This is a genomic window from Syntrophothermus lipocalidus DSM 12680, assembly GCF_000092405.1.
Classification (GTDB): Bacteria; Bacillota; Syntrophomonadia; order Syntrophomonadales; family Syntrophothermaceae; genus Syntrophothermus; species Syntrophothermus lipocalidus.
Map to the genome: position 1 here is coordinate 1,619,883 of NC_014220.1, position 18,604 is coordinate 1,638,486.

Sequence of the window (18,604 nt, forward strand, 5' to 3'; positions counted from 1 at the left end):
TCCCTCCGGGTAGTATTAAGATTTACCCTAATAATAACATAACTATCGTTTATGGCAATCGTTCTACCAGTATCTTTCGAGCTAATCCGCGTCCCAAAGCGATTTGAGATTCATCTACCCTTACCACTACTGGTCCCTTAAGCGGGTACTGCGAGACGGTTAACACCTCCACCCCCGGGCCTATCCCCATCTTCAGCAACCGTTCGGAACCTCTCCACCCGCCCAGAAAGCCGGAAACCCGGACCCGTGTTCCCGGTCTTACTCTATCCAACGTCGTTTGTTCACCCCTTCTGACAACCGGTTTCCAACGGGACATAAGTCGTCCTCCTTTCCTACTTCGGCAGCACCAGGTTCAACACTGTACCTGTCGTAAATGAAATGGCCAAGCCGGTTGCGATGATTTTCCCCAGATTCCAGGCCCCTACCTCCCTCCAGCTTGTGACCATTACCGGCAGACAGGGTAAAGAAAGAGCTATCATGGAGATAGCGATGGTTGCTTGCCTTGGGTCGAGGTCAAGATTGAGGAGCACCAAAGGCGCCAGATAACGCTGGATAACGGTTATCAAAACGGCGACAAAGGCCTCGGCTGGTACCCCAAACAGGAACTCGGTCACCCGTTCTATCCCAACCACGAACCTCAATACCCCTGAATCTATCAGTACGCGAACCCCTATGCTCATAATCACCAGCAAGGGCAAAACCTCAGTGAAAAACCCGCGGAACCGTATCCTGACCTTTGCCACTAACGTTTTTACAAAAGGCACTCTCAGGGGCGGAAGCTCGTAAACCATTTCCTCCTGTTTGACACCGAACCTCTTTTTCAACCCCAACCCCAAGCCTATGAAGGCCATCAACATGGATCCGGCAATCGCTTCTGGGTAGGCGTTGAACGCGTTTATCACCGCCACAATCATGCCCAAGGTAGCTGCGCAAGGAATGACGATAGACAAAAGGGTGATTACTACCAACCTTTCCCTGGGATTCGAAAGTATCCTGGTTGCCACAACCGCTGGGGTTCGGCATCCGAACCCGAGGGCCAGTGGAATTACGGCTTGTCCCGATATCCCGAGTATCCTTCCTAACCGATCCAGCACCACTGCATAACGGGCCAAAAGCCCTGTATCCTCTAAAACCGCCATAAAAATGGAAACCATAAATATCGCCGGCAATACCAGGGCAAAAGGTATCAACAAGCCTTCGGCAATACCTTTGCTCAAGACCTGGCTGACGAACCCGTCAGGCAGTACCTTGGTGATACAGAAAGCAAGAAACTGCTGCACGGGTTGAAACAACCCTTCTATGATGCCTTCGGTCCAGCCAGTAAAAGCCAGAAGCAGTTTAAAGCCTACCCATAAAACGAGCATCAGCACAAGCGCACCCAGTACCGGACGGTCGACTAACTGTTCGAGGCGTGACAACCACTGAACCCGACGCCGGGATTCATAGTCCAAAACCTTGTTGGCCAGGGCTCGAGCCTGGAGTTGCAAACCCCAAATCTGTTCCTCGTGGCAGGACACTTTCGCCTTTTCGTGCGAACACGCCCAGCACAGACCGTCACAACTAAAGCCGCCCTCTTCAGCTAGCACCTGTAGATTACCTTTATGGACTTCAGGATTAGGAAGCGCAAATCCTTCGCTTAAACCCCTGTCCAAATAGTCGAAAACCTCAGCTACTCCTTCTCCGGTCACGGCCGAGAAAGGTATTACCGTCACCCCCAGCCAGCGGGCAAGTTCCGCGTGTCTTATCACCATGCCTTTGCTTCTGACGCGGTCCATTTGGTTTAATAAAACCAGCAAAGGTTTTGCCGTTCCCAGCAATTCCAGGGTTAGAGCCAGGTTTCGCGCCAAACTGGTTGCATCCACCACGTTGATCACCAGATTCACCGACTCCTTAGATAGCAGTTCCTTGGTTATAGTTTCCTCGGCGGAAACAGCCGCAAGGCTGCTATAAATACCAGGGGTGTCGATGATTTCAATGTTTTTCTTCCCCAACCGTACGTTGCCCCGGGTCAACTCCACTGAAGTACCCGCGTAGTTTGAAACAATGACTTCCGCCCCGGTTAAGCGGTGCAATATCGCACTCTTGCCAACGTTGGGCTGTCCGACAAGTACGACTTTCATTTCACCCCCCCCTCTCCCAATAACGATAATCATTTTCATTCTCACGACACGACCGGACGACGTTTTTCCGATTCGCGGGAATGGACCTACTTACACGAAGGACATCTGCCGTATATCACCAGCGAGTGATCTATCACCTGAAATCCCTTTTTTTCCACTTCACGCTCCAACTGTTGCAAGAGATCTTCTTCGATCTCCACTATCTTGCCGCATTGTAAACACACCAGGTGATGGTGGCGGTGACGGTCAACATCATCGAATTCATAGCGAAACTTACCCTCATCAAAACTGGTCTTACGCAGTAGTCCCAACCCTGCAAAAAGTTCTAGGGTCCGGTAAACCGTCGCGATTCCGATGTTCGGTAACCTGGATCTCACCATGAAAAAAATCTGCTCCGCCGATAAGTGTTCGCCCTGGTTATCCTCCAGGACTTGAAGGATAGCCCGGCGTTGAGGTGTGAGCTTGTAATTGGACTCAGCCAACTTGTCGTATAAGGATTGCAAGCCCATAATTTCTACACCTTCCAAAAGGTTGTCGCTCAATCTTGAGAATAATTATCAGTCTCTGTTGTCAGTATAACGCAGGAGAAGTCACAAATTCAATCCCTTGCAAGGTCGTTCGTTTTGCTGAACGTATTAAAAACAAACGAGGAGGCCTCAGCCTCCCCTCGAGATTTTCAGATTCGGTCTGCAATAGCAAGACTTTTGATTTGTTTAAACGATACCCTGGGCCATCATTGCATCCGCCACTTTCAGGAAACCCGCGATATTAGCACCGACGACGAAGTTGTCTTCATGCCCGTATTCTTTGGCTGTCTGGCTTACGTTCTTGTAGATGTTCACCATAATGTTCTTAAGCTTGGCATCTACCTCTTCGAAGGTCCAGGACATCCTCATGCTGTTCTGGCTCATTTCCAAAGCTGATGTGGCTACGCCACCCGCGTTCGCGGCTTTGCCCGGGGCAAACAAGACTTTATTCTCAAGGAACACCCGAACAGCCTCGGGAGTGCATGGCATGTTTGCTCCTTCACCCACGGCAAAACAACCGTTAGCTACCAGCTTCTTAGCATCATTTTCATCCAACTCGTTTTGAGTGGCACATGGAAGCGCTACGTCACACTTGATGTTCCAGATCCCAGTGCCGTCGACGTACTCAGCACTCGGATGTGATTTCACGTAATCCCTGATCCGTCCTCTCTCTACTTCTTTGATACGCTTTACGGTATCGAGGTTAACCCCATCTTTGTCATAAATGTATCCATTGGAGTCGCACATAGCCACTACCTTCCCACCAAGCTGATAGACTTTCTCGGCAGCATAGATAGCGACATTGCCTGACCCTGATATAACCACAGTAGCACCTTCAAAACTCTTGCCCTTGGCCTTAATCATTTCGTCCACGAAGTACACCAGCCCGTAGCCGGTAGCCTCAGTCCTGACTAGACTGCCACCATATGACAGCCCCTTGCCGGTAAGAACCCCCTCATAAAGGCGGGTAAGTTTCTTGTACTGCCCATACATGTATCCAATCTCCCGAGCTCCAACCCCGATATCTCCCGCAGGCACGTCTACGTCCGCACCTATATGACGATATAATTCGTTCATAAAACTCTGGCAGAACCTCATAACTTCGGCATCCGACTTGCCTTTGGGGTCGAAGTCGCTTCCGCCCTTGGCTCCCCCAATCGGCAATCCGGTAAGAGAGTTCTTGAATATCTGCTCGAATCCCAAGAACTTTATAATCCCCGTATATACGGTGGGGTGGAACCTTATCCCCCCTTTGTAGGGACCGATAGCACTGTTGAATTGAATACGCATACCCCGGTTCACTTGCACCCGTCCCTGGTCGTCAACCCAAGGCACCCGGAAAATTATCTGTCTTTCCGGCTCCACTATTCTCTCCAGCAGGCCGGCTTTTTGATATTCCGGATGCCTGTCCAGCACCGGCTCCAAAGAATCCAAGACTTCTTTAACGGCCTGCAGGAACTCAGGCTCGTGTGGATTCCTCTCCACAACCTTTTGATAAACCTGTTCTACGTACGACACTGTACTCCCGTCCTTTCATTAGGATATTTTGATGTGATACTTACCCCTCATGAGGCCCACTCGGGTAACTCCTCTTAATGCCCAATAATTAAATTAATGTTTGGGCCAACAATTGTAAATACTTGCAGCTCAAATATATTGTATTCCTAGTATTGTATTCCTAGCGCGTGTTGCAGATAAATCCCTGTGACGGTTGGCAAAAACAAAGGCGGGCAAACTTAAGCCCTTTCAGTAGTGTAAGACTCGAGTTTGACAGCTAATTTTTCAAACCGCCTGCAAATCCGGCGGTTTCTTGACATAACATAAAAGAGCTTGTGCCACTACGCTACTTGTGGTGCCCCGTATTTTCGTATAGCACTCTACTCGGTACCTGCATCCCGACTGCCTTGAACGCCAGGTGAGCATCCCCGGTAAGTTCGCTCCTCACTATCGCCACCCTCTTCCCATTCACTATCTTCGTGGCCCTCAACCTGGACAGGTCTTTTATCACCTGGGTGTAGCTCGCATCCGGCGCTACCTCTTTCAACCTTTTCCGCAACACCATCTCCAGGTAGAACGTAAGGAAACAAACCATGATATGTCCTCTTATCCTCGATTCCGTCCAGTGGTACATGGGTTTTACTCCAGGTTGCTCTTCAACTCCCTGAAGGCCCTCTCTACCATCCACAACTGCTTGTAGGCCAATGCTGCTTCGCTGTTCCCGGGCAATACCTCATGGCCGATAGGTATCCCGTCCTGATCTATCAAAAGCCCTATTATGACCTGTAGCCTGTCCGGCCTCTTGTCCTTGGAATACCCATAACAGCACAACTCACCGGCAGCAGTCGGTCCTTCAAAGTAAACGGAAGTGGTGTCGAAAAACACCAAATCTACGCTCTGGTTGAACAGGTTCCTTCCCCTAAAGAAAAGTTCCTGTTCCATCTCATCCTTGTGCTCAGAGAGAAAGTCCAACGCCCGGTAGTAATGCCAGAGCTTAAGCTCCTCAAATCGTGGGTCATAAACATCGTTAGCTGCCCACCCTGCGACCCCTAGCTTGCTCATGGGATCTGACAGCCGGTTTAATACCATGCCAAAGACCGCTTCTGCTACGTTAAACTCTACCTTCGTTTTGGATACTTTTGCTTCTATGATCTCTTTGAGCCCGCACTGTTCCCAGATGCGGCGGAAAACGAGATCCAACCCAAGTTCCTTGCTCCACTCAACACAAAGAGTATCTTCAGCCTGGAGCATCAATGCCTGCTCCTTTTTGAACCTGACTATTCCTTCGACCAGACGTTCGAGTTGCCCTTCCTCCTGAAGCTGGTCGAGCCTTCCCAGGGTGCAGATGACCCTCTGGCGGACTTTACCGTTCACCCTGGTATTCTCTACTATCTGGAGGTATTCGACTTTGGAGCCGTCCTTGTTGATGCGCGTCTTGGTTCTAACAAACATAGCACTATCATTGTGACATTATACTTCTAGATAAGCAACAAGATAACATGTAGTGTGGCACTACATTTTTCAATTTCCCCGACCCTTGTCCCCGTATCTCCTTGATTCCCGGCCCCTCGAACCACTACTTTTGACCCGGAACTGTCAAACTCGAGTTTGACCGCGCGCATCCCGGCCACGTTAGCAAGGTACCGCACGCAGGAAACCTACGGAAAAAGAGGTAAAATTAGTTTCCAGTATTTATCATCAACTACGATGAAGAACACAATGTGTACGTTAATCCGGCAGGAAAAAGGTTTGCTGGCGAAGGAACAGGGAGATGGTTCATTAGTTTACGAGGTGCACCATAATGACATTTCTACAGCTTGCTCAAACTGCCTCCGTTGTGAAGATAACTTTTACATCAAATTCAAGAAACTGTCAAACAAATACTCTGTATCTTGGGGGCCAGGAGCCGCTTCGGGATGAAACTGAACTGATAAAACTGGCAATTCGTCATGTCTTAGTCCTTCCACCGTACCGTCATTCAAATTGCGAAAGGATACATATGCTCCGACCCTGGAAAGGGAGGTCTCATCTACCGCATACCCGTGATTTTGAGAAGTGATGTGCACCTTACCGGTATGGAGATCCTTTACCGGGTGGTTTCCTCCTCGGTGTCCAAACCGCATCTTGTAAGTTTCGGCCCCCAAAGCCAGTGCCAAAAGCTGGTGCCCAAGACATATTCCTAAAATCGGAACCTTTTCCAGCAGGTTCTTTACCGTTTCTACCGCGTACATGCAATCGCGAGGATCTCCCGGACCGTTTGACAAGACCAGCCCGTGAGGTGCGAATTCCATGATCTTATCGCCATCGGTGTCAGCAGGGACGGTAATGACTTCACAGCCCCTTTTCACCAGAGCAGAGGTTATGCTTTTCTTGACCCCAAAATCCATCAAAACTACCCGCTTGGGGCCGTTCCCTTCACGCCTGACCTGACGAGAAGTGACCTTCAATACGTGACCTCCGGGAGGAGGTTCGGCTGCCCTTCGGGCTTTCTCCTTTAGAGCGTCCATATCATCCAGCGACGGGACAATAACCCCACCCATGGTGCCGCGGGTTCGTAATACTCGGGTAAGGGCCCGGGTGTCGACCTCCGTCAAACATACCAAACCCTTGTCGGCCAGGAACTGGTCTAAACTCATTTGTGACTGGTAATGCTCCGGCTCAAGACATAATTCCCGGACCACCAAACCTCGCAACCACATAACCTCGGATTCCATATGGGCTGGGTTTATTCCGTAGTTGCCTATAAGGGGATAAGTCATTACCACGATCTGCCCTGCATAAGACGGATCGCTCATAACCTGTTCGTATCCAACCACTGCCGTGTTAAAAACTACTTCCCCTCCAGCTCCGTTTGACGACCCTAACATTAGTCCCTCAAATAGCGCACCATTTTCAAGTACGAGATACCCTTTTTGCCTCACCACTTTGCCTCCTCACGGTTTCTTTGGTCTTATAGCTTTTATTCCCCAGTCATCAGCCCGCTATTATTTGTACCTCACACAAGCCTTAATAGCAATACCTGAGCAAAAATAATACATAACACTGTGCATACTCAGTTATAACCGCTTTCTTCTTGATTCTGTTCGATCCCGATGATTTTCTTATACCCGACCTTATACCCCAACGTACATACTGCCGTAAGGACGGGTTCCCCGAGGTATGAGTTTGACAAAAGACAAGTCGTCCCACATATCGGGTTTGAAACCGAAGTAAGTGCAGTAGCGAAGAAAATACTCCCACAGAAAAGCCCGGTCGTTTTCCGTCGGAGCAGATACTTGCACATGAGGACTGATACGCGTTTGGTCAACCGGCTCGCGAATGAATATACATCCTCCGTGCATCCCCGAACCGCAGTAAGGCCCAACCGAAGGCCTGCCCCCTGTCTTTAACCCCAGCAAAATGATGCGGCCCCCGGCCATGTATTCACCCAGAAAGGCGCCGGAAGAGCCTCCTATGACCAGTACCGGACAGCTGTTTTCAAACTCTTTCATGTGAATTCCAGCCCTGTAACCGACATCGTCACGGACGAAGATCTCCCCGCCTCTCATCCCGTAGCCCAGAACGTCACCCACACTGCCCTCGACAATCACCCTTCCGCTGTTCATGGTATTACCCACTCCGTCCTGAGCGTTGCCTTTAACTCGTATCTCCGAGCCGTCCAAATAACAAGCCAGATCGTTGCCCGGAATCCCGTTCACCACCAATCTCAACTTGCCCTTCATCCCCGCCCCTAAGTAGTACTGACCGTTCACTTCGTCGACGAGAATCGCATCGGCCCCCTCGGCGGCTGCTAGGCGAATAGCCCGGTTCAACTCGCGGTATTTCAAATCCTTAGCTGATAGCCTGACCTCCATTCAGAATCACCCCCTCCCCACAAGTTCCACCGCTGGCGTAGTTGTTCCGGCAGGTCGATAAGTCCCAGATCCGGTTTTAACAACCGGTCTTCGTACCCATCGATTGATGCTCGGCTTCTCACCAGAGCGGTGAGTATCCCTACTCGGTTAACATCTCCTATGGCGATGAAGCCGACCAGCCTATCCCCCAATATACTCAAACGGCGATAGCTCCTGCGGGATACATCGGCTCGGTTTACTATCCTTATCCCCTCTTTCTGAACGTTGCTCCAGCCCGCGGTGGCTATAGGCAGCCCGAAGAAGCTCACCGAGTTCATAGCCAGACCCCCTGGGTAGGGTACCCTGGCTCCGGCCATGTTTTTCCCAGCCGTTTCTCCTTGTTTGTAAGCGTTGGGTAGAGTAGCTATCACCCGGGATTCCCCTGATAGCAAATCAAGTCCTTCGGCAACATCTCCGGCTGCATAAACGTCAGAAACAGTAGTCTCTAAGTACTCGTTTACCAGTATCCCGTGATTCCACCTGACATCGGTACCGGCGACCAGATCAAGATTAGGGACAACCCCCGCCGCCACCACCACCATGTCTGCCGGAAGCGAAAACCCGTTTGACAGCCCGACACTTTCTACCTGCTGTTCTCTGTTCAAATACTTGCGATACTTATCCTTTAGAGCATAGACGTCCGCTGGAACCGTACTCCTTCCCCCGTAAACCTCGGTAACCTTTATCCCAGTGAGCAAGTGTACTCCCGCTTCCTCCAGATGTTTCCGGACTATACAGGCTCCCTCTTCATCCAGGATGGACCCGAGAATTGTGTCCGCCACCTCTACTACGGTGACCCTCAAGCCAAGCTTGGTCAAAGCCTCGGCCGCCTTCAATCCAGTCAGACCAGCGCCCAGCACCACAGCTCTCAACCCCGGACCGGCTACGGTTCGGATGGCTTTCACGTCTTCCCAACGGTTGAAAAAAAAGACCCCCTGTTTGTCTAATCCCTTTACCGGCGGCAGTACTGGCCTTGAACCTGTAGCCAACAGCAGCCGCTCGTATTCTAGTTCTTCCCCGTTGTCGAGAAGTACCCGCTGTGAAGAACACGACAACCGTACCGCTCTGACTCCCAGCTTTAACTCAACTTGGTGCCGGTCATAAAACCCTGGGTCCCTGTAGCCCATCCTTGATTCGTCAACCCGGCCTTCTAAGTAATAAGAGATCAGGGGCCGCGAATAAGCAGGGTACGGCTCTTCTGAAATGACCGTCATTTGCCCTTCTTTGTCTAGGCTGCGTATCCCTTCGATGGCGCCCACAGCTGCCGCCGAATTACCTACCAAAACGTAACGCATCCCTACCCCTCCTCTACCCATACTTCCATCCGGAGTGCCTCGTTGGGACAATTGGCCACACAGGCTGGAACCTCACCCGTTCCTCCGCAAAGGTCACACTTGACCGCCACTTTACGTTCCCCCGGTGACGGCCTTATAGCTCCGTAGGGACACGCGACTACGCAAGTCCAGCAGCCGATGCATCTTTCTTCTTCCACCTTTATTATGCCAAGTTCTGCGTCGAGCTGGAGGGCACCAGTAAGACAGGACTTAGTACATTCCGGTTCCTGGCAATGGCGACAGGATACAGAAAAAGATAAGACCCCCTCTTCCTCTACCGTGACGCGTGGTACCGGCCTTTGCCCGTCGAGTTTGAAGGCTTTCAAAACATCGTGGGGGAAGCGGGAGTGAGAAGTAATACAGTAAACCTCGCACAGCCGGCAGCCTATGCAAACATCGAAATTACATACAATTCGCCTGCGCATCCTCTTACCCCCTATTCCCCTGCCGCCTTAACCTGTAGTATCTCCAGCTCTTTGGGCCCAAGCCCTATGCCCCGTAGATGCAGCCGGTTCCCCCGCAAGCTCTCGATGGCGTTGATACCCATACCTCCGAGCATTTCCTTTATCTCATGAGCCCAGGCCCGGATCAGATTAGCAGCCCTCCTGGCTCCGACCTCGGGGTTGACCCGCTTTGTAAGATAAGGATTGGTAGTAGCTATTCCCCAATTACACTTGCCCTGATAACACTTCTGGCACATGTGACAGCCCAACGCGATTAGAGCGGCGGTGCCGATATACACAGCATCAGCCCCCAAGGCTATAGCCTTAACCACGTCCGCGCTATTGCGGATACCACCAGCCACTACGAGAGAAACCGTATTCCTGATGCCTTCTTCCCGCAATCGTGAATCAACAGCGGCCAAAGCAAGTTCTATCGGAATTCCAATGTTGTCTCGTATGCGCAGGGGTGCTGCCCCCGTACCGCCGCGAAACCCATCTATAACCAGAAAATCAGCCCCTGCCCTTACCGACCCCGAGGCTATGGCCGCCACGTTATGAACCGCAGCGATCTTAACCCCTACCGGTTTCGCGTACTCAGTAGCTTCCTTAAGTGAGAAAATCAACTGGCGCAAATCCTCGATCGAGTATATATCGTGGTGGGGCGCCGGCGAAATCGCGTCAGTACCTAAAGGAATCATGCGAGTCCGGCTGACTTCTGGTCCTACCTTTTCGCCCGGCAGGTGTCCCCCTATGCCCGGCTTAGCTCCCTGCCCTATCTTTATCTCTATCGCCGCTCCGCTCTTTAGATAATCCACACTTACCCCAAATCTTCCCGAAGCTACCTGCACTACAGCTCGGTCGGCGTAAGGCCTCACCTCCGGATGAAGACCACCTTCTCCGCAGTTCCAGTAAATACCGGTTTCGACTGCAGCCCGGGCCAGTGACTTCTGTGCGTTCAAGCTGATGGATCCGAAAGACATCGCACTGAACATAACGGGGACATCTAGCTCCAGTTGTGGAGGAAACTCTCCCTCTACCCCTTCGGATCCGAAGTGGACCGTATCCGGCTTTCTTCCGATAAACGTTTTTAACTCCACTGGTTCCCTCAGCGGATCAATCGACGGGTTAGTCACCTGGCTGGCGTTTAGCAGCAAGTGGTCCCAGTACACCGGGTAAGGCCGGTCGTTTCCCATACCTACAAGAAGCGTCCCCCCGGTTTCCGCTTGCAGGTATATTTGCTCGATGTCCGGTTTTCTCCAATTAGCGTTGGTTTTGAAATCCAACGGACTAGCCACCACATTCAGGGCTTGGGTCGGACAGAAAACCACACAGCGGTGGCAATTAACACATTCTGCCTCGTCGGACACCAGGCACATGTAATCTTCATCCCACCGGTGCACTCCGTTACTACACTGTCTGACACAGACCAGGCATTCAATGCAACGGTCATGATCCCTTATGATTTTATAAGAGGCTGTTTTCATGGTGATTGCCATTAAGACACCTCCCTCACCAGTCCATCGCAAAGGCTGCTCGACCCGTGCTTCGAAGTCTGGTGTTCCACCCATGCCAAGACCGGTTCGCCCCCGGCCGGTGTCCATAGCCTGTCCGGCTGGCGACACACAGCCCGGATCGCCGCTTCTTCGCTGGCTACATATACCTTTTCAGTATTTACCGCCGCCACCAGGGGGCGCAGTTTAATGCGGTCGTTCATTGCGATTAAGCCGTGGCTACAACCGACAATAATTGAAAAAGGTCCGTTTAGAAGAGCGCTTCCGTAAACAGAACGCAACACCTTCCACAGTCGTTGTCTCTCCGGATCCATTCTGCCGATCTCTTCCCAGAAAGGAGCTGCAAATATATTTAATGCAGTCAGTAGTGGCAGCCTGTGTTTACGTACCAGAAGATCCAACAAATAAGTTATCGCCTCGGTATCAGTCTGTAAACCACAGTGGTATCCGAACATCTCCAAATACCTCCGATTGGCACCGTAAGAAGATATCTCTCCATTGTGCACTACGGACCAATCAAGTAACGTGAACGGGTGGGCTCCTCCCCACCAACCCGGAGTGTTGGTAGGAAAGCGGCCGTGAGCCAGCCACAAGTAACCTTGGTACTCCTCAAGCCGGTAAAAGTCAGCTACGTCTTCCGGGTAACCTACCGCTTTAAACGCTCCCATATTCTTACCACTGGAAGCGACGAAAGCTCCCGGTATATCGCGGTTGATGCTCATTACTGTTTTGATGATGTATTCTTCTTCAGAGAGATCCTGCTCGTTAATTTCGCTGACTTTGGGCTTCACAAAATAGCGCCATATTCGGGGGGCGTGTTTTTGCAGCCCGTTTTTTCGAACAGGAATCGGCTCCTTTTGCTCTACTTTAAAGTAGATTGACATAAACTGCTCCGTCTCGGTTTGAGCTGAGCTTGATTCATAGAAGAGATGAAACGCGTAGTAATCGCTCATATCGGAATAACACCCGTAGACGGCAAAACCCCCGCCTAAACCGTTGGAACGGTCATGCATCAAGCTTATCATGGTCACAATACCGTCCGCTTTCATGGCTTGTCTTCTTCTGTCGACTATTCCAGCTACCGCGCACCCGGCCGGTATTCTTGCCAATCCTTCCCTCACCACCAGGTATCCTCCTTTCTCTCCTCAAACTCTAAGGCCGGCATCTAGCCCCACCAGCCCCGGAGGACCCCTTTGTCCCCATCCTGTTCGGTGACAACGCTCCTTTGCATCTCACCTCTTCCAGAACCACTCGATGCCAGATATGAGGTATCTAGAAAAGTGCTAAATATTCATCCAATTCCCAGGGATGTACAAATCTCTGGTAACGGTTCCACTCGTCTAATTTAACCCTCATAAACTGCTCGTAAATGTGTTCACCCATCGCGTCTCTTATGACCTGGTTCATCTTCAACTCCTCTAATGCCTCAGCCAGATTCGCAGGAAGGCTTTCAACTCCCAAGCTGGCTCTTTCCTCTTCGCTCATGTGGTAGATGTTCTGGTTCACAGGCTCTGGTGGCGAGATACGGTTCATCACCCCATCCAAACCTGCTTTCAGCATGACCGCAAGAGCCAGGTAAGGGTTGCAAGCCGGATCCGGATTACGGACCTCTATGCGGGTACTGGAGCCGCGTTTGGCCGGAACTCTGATAAGACAGCTCCTGTTGGTTTCGGACCAGGCCATGTACACCGGAGCCTCAAATCCGGGAACCAGTCTCTTGTATGAATTCACTGTCGGGTTAGTGACAGCTGAAAACGCCCGGGCATGTTTGAGAATCCCGCCGATGTAATAGCGAGCAGTATCGCTCAGTCCATCAGGCCGGGCGGGGTCAAAGAATACGTTTTGCCCGTTTCGAGCCAGTGATTGGTGTGTGTGCATACCTGACCCGTTGCGGCCGTAAATCGGTTTGGGCATAAACGATGCGTGCAACCCGTGCCTTTGAGCTATCGAATGCACTACCAGTTTGAAGGTCATTATTGCGTCCGCTATTTTCAAAGCATCGTCGTATTTGAAGTCAATCTCGTGCTGTCCTGGTGCCACCTCGTGATGTGAAGCCTCGACTTCAAATCCCATATCTTCCAGAGTCATAACCATGTCCCGGCGGGCGTCTTCGCCGCGGTCGGTAGGAGCTAGATCGAAATAGGTAGCTTCGTCATGGGTCCTCACTGTGGGCCTGCCCTGGTCATCTAGTAAGAACAAGAAGAACTCCACCTCCGGTCCCACGTACATCGTGTAACCCATCATTTCCGCTTCCTTCAAAACCCGTTTCAAGTTGTAACGGGGACATCCGACGAAGGGCTTCCTGTCTTTAGTGTAGACATCGCATATTAGCCTGGCCACAGCTCCTACGGCAGGCCGCCAGGGAAAAACCACAAAGGTATCCGGGTCCGGTACCAAATACATGTCTGACTCCTCTATCCCTACGAAGCCGGCAATTGACGAACCGTCAAACATTAGTTCTCCGTCAAGGGCTTTCTCCAGTTGGCTCACAGGTATAGCCACGTTTTTCAAGATTCCAAGAACGTCTGTAAACTGCAGCCGTATGAACCTAACCCCCTTTTCCTTAACCCTCTCCATTATTTCTGCCTTGCGATGCTCTTCCATTGAGTTATACTCCCCTTTCCTAATCTTTGGTTTCTTTTCCGATTTCATAAGTCAAAATAATCGCCCTTGCAACCTCACGGACGGGAATCCCTTTGTTCATGCTCTGCTTTTGTATCAGCCGGTGGGCTTGTTCTTCATCTAGGTTCATCGTTTTCATAAGTATACCTTTGGCTTTCTCCACAACCTTGCGAGTATTCAGGGTCTCTTTCAGTTTCTGAACCTCCTTGCGTAGTCCCCGAATTCGTTCACGATACAGAAGAGCGGCGTCAACAGCAGCCACCAAACTCGTTTCGGTTACTGGGTAAAAACAGTAATGGAACTCTTTAAGGTCGGGGTTATCCCTTCGCCTGACCATAATCAGGATTGCAGCCAAGTCATCTGACTCGATGATACGGGCTGCCTCCAAGGCATTACCACCTTCCAGCCCTTCGTCAATGATGACAAGATCCGGCAATACAGTCCTCACCTTGCGCAGCATGTCCGGCACACTGTTAGCTTCGGCCAGTACTTGGCATCCTAACCGAACCAACCCGTCCCTCAAAGCTGAGCGTCTTGTTTCTGAAGCGTCTGCTACGAGAACCTTTATCCTGGGCACAATCGTATCACCGCCTCTCAAAAAAAAAGCCGTCTCGACCGTGATCAATCCGTATGATCTCCGTCGGGACGCCATTGTCCGCAAAAATCACCAAAAATCCTTATCCTTCATGTTACCAACCTCAATTCTATCAATTCTGGTCCAAATATCAATAACCGCATCTATCATATACTGTATACTTGCAAAGTATACCTGCATAGGGTCGTACCCGGTTCAATATGCCTGGCCCCTTAACGGAGTTAAGCATCGGAGCCGCCGTCAACGGGATATAATATGAGTCGCGGCCGAGCAAAATGTGGGGATAATGTATACTTGACGATTTTGGCTCTTGATGCATTGACATTAGTTGGCCCTTAGGTATAATCAAGCTAAAAAGGATATAGATATGTTTGTAGCGGCATATGCTTGCCGCCAACCAGGGACGATGAAGTCCTTCCTTCAAACGAAGGGAGGGCTTTCTTTTTTTGGCGATGCGGACCCCTGTACAAAACCAGGGCGACTGTTTCCTGAACGATGCAAGGAGGTGAAAAGGCGTTTCAACGGCAAGAACAGTCGCAGACGGGAGAGCTTCGCCGAATTCAAGTTGAAAGGAGGCAAACATGATGACTCCAGAAGAAATTTCAGCACTGATAAAGGACAAAGGAATCACCTTCATCGACCTGAAGTTCAACGACTTACCGGGACTGTGGCAGCACTTTTCCATGCCATCGAGTGAACTGACAGGAGTTGATAACGTCGCTGAAGGCGGTCTATTTCGAGAAGGCGTAGGATTTGACGGTTCCAGTATTCGTGGGTTTCAGCAGATTCAAGAAAGCGACATGATACTCATCCCGGATCCCGACACCGCGGTTATTGATCCGGTCTGTAAAGCATTCACCCTTTCCATGATATGCGACATCTACGATCCGATTACCCGCCAGCCGTACAGCCGCGACCCGCGGTACGTAGCCAAGAAGGCCGAAGCCTACCTGAAATCGACCGGGATCGCCGACACCAGCTATTGGGGCCCGGAAATGGAGTTCTTCATCTTTGACGACGTCCGTTTCGATCAAAGCGTCAACTTTGGGTACTACTATTTGGATTCGATTGAAGGAGAATGGAACACCGGGCGCCAGGAAAACCCGAATCTAGGTTATAAGGCCCGTTACAAGGAGGGGTATTTCCCGGTACCGCCCCACGACTCACACCAGGACCTGCGGAGCGAAATGGTTAAAGTGCTTATGGGAGTTGGGATTGGAGTAGAGGTTCACCACCACGAAGTCGCTAGTGGCGGCCAGGCCGAGATTGACATGAGGTTTGACTCGCTCGTACGCATGGCCGACAAGTGCATGATGTACAAGTACGTGGTCAAAAACGTGGCCCGGCGCCACAACAAGGTGGTCACCTTCATGCCCAAACCGCTATTTCAGGACAACGGCTCCGGAATGCATACCCACCAGTCCTTGTGGAAGGATGGGGTTAACCTTTTCTACGACCCCAAAGGGTATGGGCTTTTAAGCCAGCTGGCCAAGTACTACATCGGGGGACTGTTAAAACACGCCCCGGCTCTGATGGCATTCTGTGCCCCAACCACCAACTCGTACAAGCGGCTGGTCCCCGGTTTTGAAGCTCCCGTGAACTTGGTTTACTCCATGCGGAACCGGAGCGCGGCGATTCGTATTCCGGTATATACTGACAATCCAAAGTCCAAGCGCATCGAGTTTAGACCGCCTGACCCGTCCTGCAACCCGTATCTGGCTTTCGCCGCCATGCTCATGGCCGGCTTGGACGGAATCGAAAATGAAATCGATCCGGGAGATCCCGTCGACAAGAACATCTATGAGCTCGACGAACAAGAAGCTGCCAAGATCAGAACTGTCCCCGGGTCTCTTGAAGAAGCCTTGAACGCCCTGGAAGAAGACCACGACTTTCTGCTCAAAGGCAACGTTTTCACCACCGACCTGCTCGAGGTCTGGATCAAGTACAAGCGGGAAAAAGAGGTCGAACCCATTAAACTCAGGCCACATCCGTACGAGTTTCAGCTGTATTTCGACCTGTAAACAGGTACTGCAGCAACCCTTTGTCCGACAACAAATATCTGTTTTTGAGCAGGGAAACATCCCTGCTTTTTTATGCCCACTGTAGCTCAGTATAAACTCATAACCCAAGTTGTTCTACTCGGGTTTGACAATCGCCTGGTACATCTCGGTCTCTCTAACTCTTCTTGAGGCAAAAAACATAACCGGGTCCCATGCTGAATCCCTTTGTCGCTAAAAAAGAAAACTGCCTTACGGCGCCGCAGTTTTAAGACTTTCTACACCTCAATTCGGGCAGCGATGGGCATCCTGCGCCCCATCCCGAACGCCTTGCTGGTCACTTTTAGGCCCGGGGCAGCTTGTCGCCGTTTGTACTCGCTCGCATTGACAGATCTTACCACTTTTTTGACGGTGTCCTCGTCCAGCCCTAGCTGGACAATCTCCTCAACCCCCAGATTCTCTTCGACATATAGATAAAGTATTTGGTCTAACAAAGGATACGGTGGTAAAGTATCCTGGTCGGTTTGTCCTGGCCTGAGTTCGGCCGACGGGGCTTTGTGGATGATTTCGAGAGGGATGATTTCTTTCGAGCGGTTGATGTAGCCGGCTAAGTCATATACCATGGTTTTGGGCACATCAGCCAGTACGCTCAGACCCCCGCTCATATCGCCGTACAAAGTACAGTAACCAACCGCCAGTTCGCTCTTGTTGCCAGTAGACAGCACCAAGTAACCGAACCTGTTAGCAAAGGCCATGAGAATATTACCCCTGATACGCGCCTGCAGGTTTTCCTCCGCGATGTCCAGCCTTCGTCCTTCCAAAAAACCGTCAAATATGGTCAGGTATGATTCGAAAACCTGGGTGATAGGAATGACCAGAAACTGGATACCCAAATTCGACGCCAGTTTCTGAGAATCGGTAACGCTACCAGCAGATGAATAAGGCGACGGCATGGAGATGCCGAGCACGTTTTCTCTTCCCAGTGCTTCCACCGCTATGCAACAAGTAACAGCGGAGTCAATGCCCCCGGAAAGTCCGATCACCGCTTTTTTAAACCCGCATTTTTTTAAATAGTCCCTCGTGCCCAAAACCAATGCTTCGAAAACCGACTGGATCCGGTCTTGAGAAGAGTATAAGAATGTGTCTGTTTCTTTTTCCGTGTCGATTATCCCGATCTCCTCTTTGAACGGAGCCCCTAAATACAGGAGTTCGCCGCGCCGGTTAAATGCCATGCTCCTACCGTCGAATACCAGTTCGTCGTTCCCGCCAACCTGGTTGACGTATATAAAAGGGATATTGTGCCTACGGGCATGGTTACGGATAAGGCGGTATCGGATTTCTTCCTTGCCCACCGTAAAAGGCGAAGCCGAGATGTTAACCAACAGTGTTGCTCCTTGTTTTGCCAGGGCTTCAATGGGGTCAAAAGAGTACATTCTTCGACTGGGCCATAGTTCAGGGTCGTTCCAGGCGTCCTCGCATATGGATACGCCCAGGACTTCCCCTTTAAAAGGAACAGTTTCCACCCTAGGAGCCGGATCAAAATACCGCTCTTCGTCGAACACGTCGTATATGGGAAGGAGCGTCTTCGCAGTCCTGCCGATCTCTCTTCCCTGGTATATGAGAATCGCACCGTTGTAAAGCCCCCTGCCAACTGTTCCATCCGTGGGCACCGGTAGTCCTATAAGTATACCTGTGCCCGGATACCTAAGAGATAACTGCCTGAGCCTGGTCACAGACTTTTCTACCTTTTTCAAAAACCAAGGCTTTTCCAAGAGATCCCGTGGAGGATATCCGGTTATAAACAGTTCCGGAAAAATCAAAAGGTCAACACCACACGGACTGTACTGGGCAAGTGTGTCTTCGATTTTCTTTAAATTGCCCTCTATGTCTCCTACCACAGGATTGAGTTGGGCCAAGCCTACTATCATGCTCATTACCTCCTCCTCTCGTATCTTACGGCCAACCAGCAGAGTACACCAATTGGCTTGGTGTCGGCACCCGAGGTCCGGCTTGTTTCTTGCATTTTTTGCGGTGAAAGCACTATGGGGCGGTCCAAACCCATCGC

General features: G+C 50.9%; 14 protein-coding genes and 1 pseudogene. 1 reads left to right on the top strand and 14 read right to left on the bottom strand.

Going from position 1 to position 18,604, the window contains the following annotated elements; translation table 11 throughout:
• Positions 1 to 49: 49 nt before the first annotated feature.
• From SLIP_RS07730 to SLIP_RS07795, 13 genes and pseudogenes are all read right to left on the bottom strand, one after another.
• Complete coding sequence (locus SLIP_RS07730; protein ID WP_013175721.1) at positions 50 to 316, bottom strand: FeoA family protein; 267 nt, start codon at positions 314 to 316, stop codon at positions 50 to 52.
• A 16-nt stretch (positions 317 to 332) separates the two neighbouring features.
• Complete coding sequence (locus SLIP_RS07735; RefSeq protein WP_013175722.1) at positions 333 to 2,120, bottom strand: ferrous iron transporter B; 1,788 nt, start codon at positions 2,118 to 2,120, stop codon at positions 333 to 335.
• Between the two features lie 86 nt (positions 2,121 to 2,206).
• Positions 2,207 to 2,629, bottom strand: a complete 423-nt coding sequence (locus SLIP_RS07740) for a Fur family transcriptional regulator (RefSeq protein ID WP_041432879.1) — start codon at positions 2,627 to 2,629, stop codon at positions 2,207 to 2,209.
• A 204-nt stretch (positions 2,630 to 2,833) separates the two neighbouring features.
• A complete protein-coding gene (gene gdhA, locus SLIP_RS07745) occupies positions 2,834 to 4,165 on the bottom strand; it encodes an NADP-specific glutamate dehydrogenase (RefSeq protein ID WP_013175724.1) in 1,332 nt (443 codons plus the stop codon).
• Positions 4,166 to 4,490: 325 nt separating this feature from the next.
• A pseudogene (locus SLIP_RS07755) lies at positions 4,491 to 5,596 on the bottom strand (IS1634 family transposase).
• A 398-nt stretch (positions 5,597 to 5,994) separates the two neighbouring features.
• On the bottom strand, positions 5,995 to 7,065 hold the full coding sequence (carA, locus tag SLIP_RS07760; protein WP_013175725.1) for a glutamine-hydrolyzing carbamoyl-phosphate synthase small subunit: 1,071 nt from the start codon (positions 7,063 to 7,065) through the stop codon (positions 5,995 to 5,997).
• A gap of 192 nt (positions 7,066 to 7,257) precedes the next feature.
• The gene (locus SLIP_RS07765; RefSeq protein ID WP_013175726.1) at positions 7,258 to 7,998 is read right to left on the bottom strand and encodes a GltB/FmdC/FwdC-like GXGXG domain-containing protein; all 741 of its coding nucleotides are present in this window, start codon (positions 7,996 to 7,998) and stop codon (positions 7,258 to 7,260) included.
• Entirely contained in the window at positions 7,968 to 9,332 is a 1,365-nt protein-coding gene (locus tag SLIP_RS07770; protein WP_013175727.1) for an NAD(P)/FAD-dependent oxidoreductase, read from the bottom strand. The genes SLIP_RS07765 and SLIP_RS07770 overlap by 31 nt, the downstream gene beginning before the upstream one ends.
• A gap of 2 nt (positions 9,333 to 9,334) precedes the next feature.
• Positions 9,335 to 9,796 (bottom strand): 4Fe-4S dicluster domain-containing protein, encoded by a 462-nt coding sequence (locus SLIP_RS07775; protein ID WP_013175728.1) that lies wholly within the window; start codon positions 9,794 to 9,796, stop codon positions 9,335 to 9,337.
• An 11-nt stretch (positions 9,797 to 9,807) separates the two neighbouring features.
• Positions 9,808 to 11,310 (bottom strand): glutamate synthase-related protein, encoded by a 1,503-nt coding sequence (locus tag SLIP_RS07780; RefSeq protein WP_013175729.1) that lies wholly within the window; start codon positions 11,308 to 11,310, stop codon positions 9,808 to 9,810.
• Entirely contained in the window at positions 11,310 to 12,452 is a 1,143-nt protein-coding gene (locus SLIP_RS07785; RefSeq protein WP_207635768.1) for a class II glutamine amidotransferase, read from the bottom strand. The genes SLIP_RS07780 and SLIP_RS07785 overlap by 1 nt, the downstream gene beginning before the upstream one ends.
• 145 nt (positions 12,453 to 12,597) lie before the next feature.
• The gene (gene glnA, locus SLIP_RS07790; protein ID WP_013175731.1) at positions 12,598 to 13,929 is read right to left on the bottom strand and encodes a type I glutamate--ammonia ligase; all 1,332 of its coding nucleotides are present in this window, start codon (positions 13,927 to 13,929) and stop codon (positions 12,598 to 12,600) included.
• 19 nt (positions 13,930 to 13,948) lie between these two features.
• On the bottom strand, positions 13,949 to 14,572 hold the full coding sequence (locus tag SLIP_RS07795; RefSeq protein WP_207635736.1) for an ANTAR domain-containing response regulator: 624 nt from the start codon (positions 14,570 to 14,572) through the stop codon (positions 13,949 to 13,951).
• A gap of 554 nt (positions 14,573 to 15,126) precedes the next feature.
• Here SLIP_RS07795 and glnA (SLIP_RS07800) point away from each other — a divergent pair.
• Positions 15,127 to 16,563 carry a type I glutamate--ammonia ligase gene (gene glnA, locus SLIP_RS07800; RefSeq protein WP_013175733.1) on the top strand — a complete coding sequence of 479 codons (1,437 nt, stop codon included), beginning with the start codon at positions 15,127 to 15,129 and terminating at the stop codon, positions 16,561 to 16,563.
• A gap of 254 nt (positions 16,564 to 16,817) precedes the next feature.
• Here glnA (SLIP_RS07800) and SLIP_RS07805 read toward each other — a convergent pair whose 3' ends face one another.
• On the bottom strand, positions 16,818 to 18,467 hold the full coding sequence (locus tag SLIP_RS07805; RefSeq protein ID WP_013175734.1) for an NAD+ synthase: 1,650 nt from the start codon (positions 18,465 to 18,467) through the stop codon (positions 16,818 to 16,820).
• Positions 18,468 to 18,604: the final 137 nt, after the last annotated feature.